At 67.6% G+C, this 5,812-nt stretch carries 1 protein-coding gene; it reads right to left on the reverse strand.

The features are described 5' to 3' along the window. The coding region (locus tag ACFUJR_RS38525; RefSeq protein WP_383451246.1) for a hypothetical protein at positions 1-5,812 on the reverse strand (5,812 nt) is incomplete at both ends.

The following is a 5,812-nucleotide window of genomic DNA, read 5'->3' on the forward strand; positions in this document are numbered from 1 at the left end:
CCGCCCGGCAGCACCTCCACCTTGCCGCCCCCCCGCACCTGCAGCACCGCCCGCAGACGACCGGCCCCCACATGCTCCACCCGCACCCCCACCCGCACCCCGCCCAGCCCATCCACCACCGCCGGCAGCAAGGGCATCGGGGGCAGCAGGGTCTCAGCACGCTCCGCGGCCTCCTTACGCTGCCGCAACAGCTCCTCCACCAAAACGACCTGCTGCTCCCGCGGCTCCCTGCCCGGGGCGTAGATGCGCTGCGCGATCAGCCACGCGTCCGGCTCCCCACCCGCCGCCGTGAGGGCACCGGCCAGCGTGTCCACCGCCTTGCGGATCACATCCCGCGCACCACCCCGCCGAAGCCCCTCACCACGAAGACCAGCAGCCAGCCAGAAACCCCGGACCACGTACTTGGCCGACTTGCTGCCCATCTTCGACGCCGCCTGCGTCATGGTGAGCGGCTCGCCCCTGTCGTCCACCTGCCCGGCCAGCGCGAAACCTTGCCTCATCTTGTCCACCGTGACCAGCGAGTTATTCGTTCCCGGGGCCGCTTGGGCGCCCGAGGCGAAGAGCAGAGCCCGGCTGACGTCAATCCGGTTCCTACCGTCGGTAACTCGGGGTGGGGCGAACCGTTCCGCGTAAGCAGAGGGATCGATGCGAGGGGCGTCGGGCGACTGCGCCAGGGCGAGGTGAGCGGCGTAATCAGCCACCAGCTCCTGGTCATATTCCTCACCGCTCGGGGGCTCAGGCATAGATCCGCGCAGCCGGTCCAGATCATCCAGACGGACCGTATCCAAACCACCCTCACTCGCTGCACCACCGGCTTCCTCCATCGCACGGTTCTGCCGCAGGAACTCCTCAACCATGACAACGTGTTGTACCTCGGGCCTTCGCCCGGGGCTGTAGACCCGCAGCGCGATCAGCGAGGCATCAGGCTCCTTGCCGGCAGAGGTGAACACGTCGGCCAGCTTGCGCACCGCCTTGCGCACCACGTCCCGCGCCCCGCCCTCCGTGATGGCGTACTCGCCGAGACCTGCCGCCATCCAGAAACCCCGCACATAAATCGCGGCACCATTTGACCCCATGGCCTTCGCGGCAGAGGCCGGGGTGTGAGGCCTGTTATTGCTCTGCTGCTGGTAGGCGATATCGATACTCTGGCGCAGAAATTTTGAGTTGAGATGTTTCTCGGACTCTCTGTTGAACTTGAGTTTGGCTCCGCCGGCGAACAGCAAACCTGCTGCCGTGTGGAAATACTTGTCGGAGCCCTGAGTGAGGTACTTATTGTGGGGAGCGTGATCGAGGGTAGCCTCAGAGCGGGAGTGGGCCAGGGCGAGGGCTGTTCCGTAGTCGGCCGCCAGGCGCGGGTCACTGAACGGCTCTGCGGGAAGGTCAGGTACGGCGTCGCGCAGCTTCTCCAGGTCGTCCAGAGGGATGGTGTCGAGGTCGGTCGGTGCGGCGGTGTCCGAGATCGCGGTGAGAGGGGCCGAGTTCTCGGCGTGTTGCCGCAAGAACTCCTCCACGATGAGGACCTGGCTTTCGAGCGGTTCCTCTCCGGCCGCGTAGATGCGCTGGGCGATCAGCCGGGGATCGGGCTGATCGCCGGCTACGGTGAACACGCAGGCCAGTTCATACACCGCCTTCCGCACCACGTCCCGTGCCCCGTTCGTGGCGATGCCGTAGTCACCCAGACCAGCCGCCATCCAGTAGCCGCGCACCGCATGACCGACGCTTCCGGGATCACCTGGTCCGTCGCCGATCAGCAGGCGAGCCACCGTCGTTGCGGTGTAGGTTTCTCCGGCCCTCTTCCCCTGCCAGAAGAGGTCGAGCGTCCTTTTCATGATCGAAGCGTTGACCCACTTGTTGCCAGCGGGGATCTTGATGCGGCCACCGGATCCGAAGAGCAAGCTGTAGGAGATGAGTGTGCGTCTGTCAACCTGGAGTTTCGCGGTGAGCTGCTCGAGGAATTCTTTGGGGTGAATGGGTGTGGTGAGGGTGGTGGGTGCGAGGGCGAGTGCCATGGCGTAGTCGGCTGCCTTGGCGGGGTCGTAGCCCTGGGTGTAGTCGGGTTCCTCGGGGGTTTGCCGGCGCAGTGTGTCCAGGTCGGGGAGTGCGACGGCGGCCAGGTCTTCGGCCGTTATGGTGCGGCTGGTGGTGCGGCCTTCGAGGACGTCGTGGATGCTGGAAGAGCCGGGGGTGTCGGGGGGCGCCTGCTGGTTGTGGGTGGTGTTCTGGGGGTCGAGGTCCATGGGGTGGGGGTTGTCGCCCTTGTCGCTGTCGCTGTCGCTGTCGCTGTCGCTGTGGTGGGGGCTGTCGGGGTGGTCGTTGTCCGGGTGGGTGTGGGGGGTGCTGGGTCCAGTGGTGGGGTTGCGGGTTTCGGTGATGTGGATGCCGTGGGGGTGCAGGAGCTCTTTGATGACGTGATGTTGGTGTTCGTCGGGGGTGGTGGTGACGTGGAGGATGGTGTAGGCGATGTGGTCGATGTCGTCGGGGGTGAGGGTGCCGTAGGTGTCTTCGATGGTGCGGGCGTGGTTGATGATGTTCTGTTGGAGGCGGTGCAGGGGGGTGTCGGGGCGGGGTGTGGGGAGTAGACCGCGGCCGGCGAGGAGGCCGCGGGTGCGGGCGTGGTGGTGATGCTGGCGGTGGGGGATGACGCCGTTGATGGTGTGGGAGATGACGATGCGGCCGTGGGTGGACTTTTGCAGGGTGGCGTCGTCGTGCAGGGCGCGGGCTTGTGTGAGGGTGAGGGCGGCACCCGGGAGGGTGTGGGCCTGGTCGGGGTCGTGGTGGTTGTTGAGGCCGGTGAGGGCGGCGCCTTCGAGGATGCCGGTGACCAGGGCCAGGCCGAAGGGGTCGGTGGCGATGCCGAACAGCTCCTTCACCAGGGCCGGGATGTCGTCGCCGGTGTAGCCGGGCTGTGAGCGGGCGCGGAGGGTGGCGGCGACGACGTAGCCGGTCTGCCGGGGCAGTGAGGCGTTCACGCCCGGCGACGTGATACCCCCGTCCGTGCTGATGGCGGTGCTGGTGGTGGGCTGAGGTGCGGGGAGCGGGCGGGGGGTGGCTGTCTTCATCCACAGGCTGGTGGCGGTGAGGGCTTCGGGGTTGAGTTCGCCGGTGCCGAAGAGCAGTTCGCCGGTCTGCTGGGTGGTGGCGTCGGGGTGCTGGTCCAGCATGTGGTCGACGGTCTGGTGCATCCGGGCGCGGAGCCCGCCCGGGGGCAGGGAGGTGCCGCGCAGGCCGAGGGTCTCCAGCAGGCCCCAGATGAACGACTGGTAGGTGTGGGGCGCATGCTCGTGGGAGAAGATCTCGACTGTGGTGGAGTGCGGGCTGGCGCCCGCGCCGTTGACGGATTTCTGCAGCTGGAACTCGCCCACGATGGTGGCCATGTTCCGGGCTACTGAGGAGCCCAGCCGGTAGGCGGGCCGCAGCCCGGCCGCGGCCAGGACACCGAGCAGGAAGTACCGGCGGGCGGTGCGCCCGATGGGCGAGGTCGCGTGCCACACCATGGGCGGGTGGACGCTGGTGTGCGGAGCCCCGTTGAACACCAGCTCCACCAGCCGGCCCAGAGCGATCTTCCGCCCGGCTTCGATGTCGGTGGCCGCCCGCCAGATGGCGTAGTCGATCCGCTGCTGCAGCGTGGTGCCCACCCCGGGAGGCACCATCACCGGCGCCCCGTGATAGGACACCAACCGCTTCGCCAGCACGGGCAGATACGTGGAAACCGGACCACGGTCAAGCAGCCGCATCATCTGCCGCGCCACCACCACCTGCGAGGGAAACACCCGCCTGGTCCCGAACGCCTTCTGCGCCATCTCGGCCGCATCGTCCACGCCCTGATCCACCAGCTCCTTGACCCGCTGCAGGACCCTGCCACGCACGCTCCCGCCCGTGATCGGCGCACCGATCAGCCCCAGCGCCTGCAACCACGCCGTACCGGCCCAGCGTCTCGTCTCTCTGCTCTGGACCGCCTGGCCTGCGAAGCCACCGAGGCCGCTGAGGTCCTCACCGGCGTCGACGGCTTCCCATATCTCGTCGAAGAATCCCTCCATGAAGCGCACCAGTTCGCGGTGGCCGGGTCGGGCCGGGTGGTAGGCCTCCAGCCCGAAAGCCTCCAGCCAGCCCAGCAAGGACATCCAGTTGCGCTGATTCTTGTGCGCGTTGGGCTCCGGGTAGATGGAACGGATGAGGCCGGAGGGGCGGTATCGTCCTGTTCGGACGATTGAATCTGCTGCGGAGTAGATGGCCAGGTCGATGCGGCGGGCGAGTTTCTGCGGCTCGGACAGCCGCTCCCACGCCTCCTTCGCTTTTCTGGTGCTGCGTGGCCCGGGAATCGCGGGGGGCCGCCTGTGGCCGACGGCTTGCACGATGATCTGCGCGAGTCCGGGGAACTGCGGGTCCTGCAGGTTCAGGTCCGCGCGCAGCAGCTCCTGCACGAGCACGACCTGGTCGATGCCGGGCTGCTCCATCCCCAGCAGCCCGGCCGCGATGGTCGCCGGATCGGAGCTGCCGGAACGCTCACGTTCCTCACGAGCGGCCCGCGCTAGGCGGTAGCGCACACCGTCCCGGGGGAGCAGCGAGTCATCCAGCCCCCAGCCCGTATACAGGCCACTGTAGATGGCACCGACGGACGTCGATGCGTCAACCGTGCCCTGTGCCTCATCGCCGGGTTCTTCGAAACCCCGTTTCACGGGAAACTTTCGAGCGAGCTGTGCGAAGTTGGGGACTTTGAATTCTTTTGTGGAGCCGTGCATTTTATCGGCCAGCGGCTTGAAGTGATTGAAATCCTTCCATTGGCTGGGCAGTGCGCCGGTGAGGCCGGTGGCCATGAGCCAGCCCGACAACCAGTCTTGCTGCCTGTTGTGCTGCTTGTCTCCCCAGATGGAGCGGGCGATGGCTATCACGCTCAGCTTGTTGTTCTTGTGTTCGTTGGTGATGGTGTGGGCGGCGCTCCAGATGGCGTAGTCGATTTTCTGGGTCAGGGTGGGGTTGTGGGGGAGGTGGGGTTCGTTGTCGCCCATGAGGGTGGTGATGAGGCGGGCGGTGGCTTTGGCGGCTTCGGGGGTGACTTTGAGGGCCGGGGGGGCGAGGTGGGTGGCGAGGGCGATGTGGGTGGAGGTGGGCTCGGGGCCGAAGAGGGTGGTGGCGATGGCGTGGTAGTCGAGCCGGTGGGTGCTTTGTGCTTCGGCTGCTTCCCGTGCGCGGGCCAGGAGGTCGGCGTAGGCGTTGGGTGTGGTGGCCGGGATGCTGGTGCTGACCGTGGTGTCGGTGGCGGGGATGCTGGCGGCGGTGGGGTCTGGGGTGGTGGTCGTGTCGGTGGGGTCTGGGGTGGTGGTGTTGCTGGTGGGGGGTGGGTTGTGGCGGGTGAGGTAGGCGAGGGTGCGGTGCCAGGTGTCGGCGAGGGCGATGGCTTGGGTGCGGGGGAGGTGGGGGAGGATGTTGGTGGCGGTGTAGTCCAGGGCGTCGCGGCGGCTTTCGCGGGCCATGCGGCGCAGGAGGACCGGGTTGGCGTGGCGGTGGTGGGCGCGGGTCTGGCGGATGTGGTCGCGGGAGTCGGCGGCGTCTTTTTCGAGGTAGGCGGTGGCGGTGAGCATGTCCAGGGTGGTGGCCTCCTGGGTGGGAGGTCCGGCCAGGCCGGCGGCGTGCTGGACGGCTTTGACGCGCAGCAGGCGTAGTTCGGCGGTTTCCGCCTCGGAGAAGTAGGTGTCGGCGATGTGGGTCGGGTCGAGGATGAGGGGGTCACCGGTCTGGGACATGTGCTGCTCGACGAGCTGTTGTGAGGTGAGCAGGGCGTCGAGGGTGTGGGCGATGGGCAGTTCGTCGCGGG

The sequence above is a fragment of the Streptomyces sp. NPDC057271 genome, assembly GCF_042668715.1.
Classification (GTDB): Bacteria; Actinomycetota; Actinomycetes; order Streptomycetales; family Streptomycetaceae; genus Streptomyces.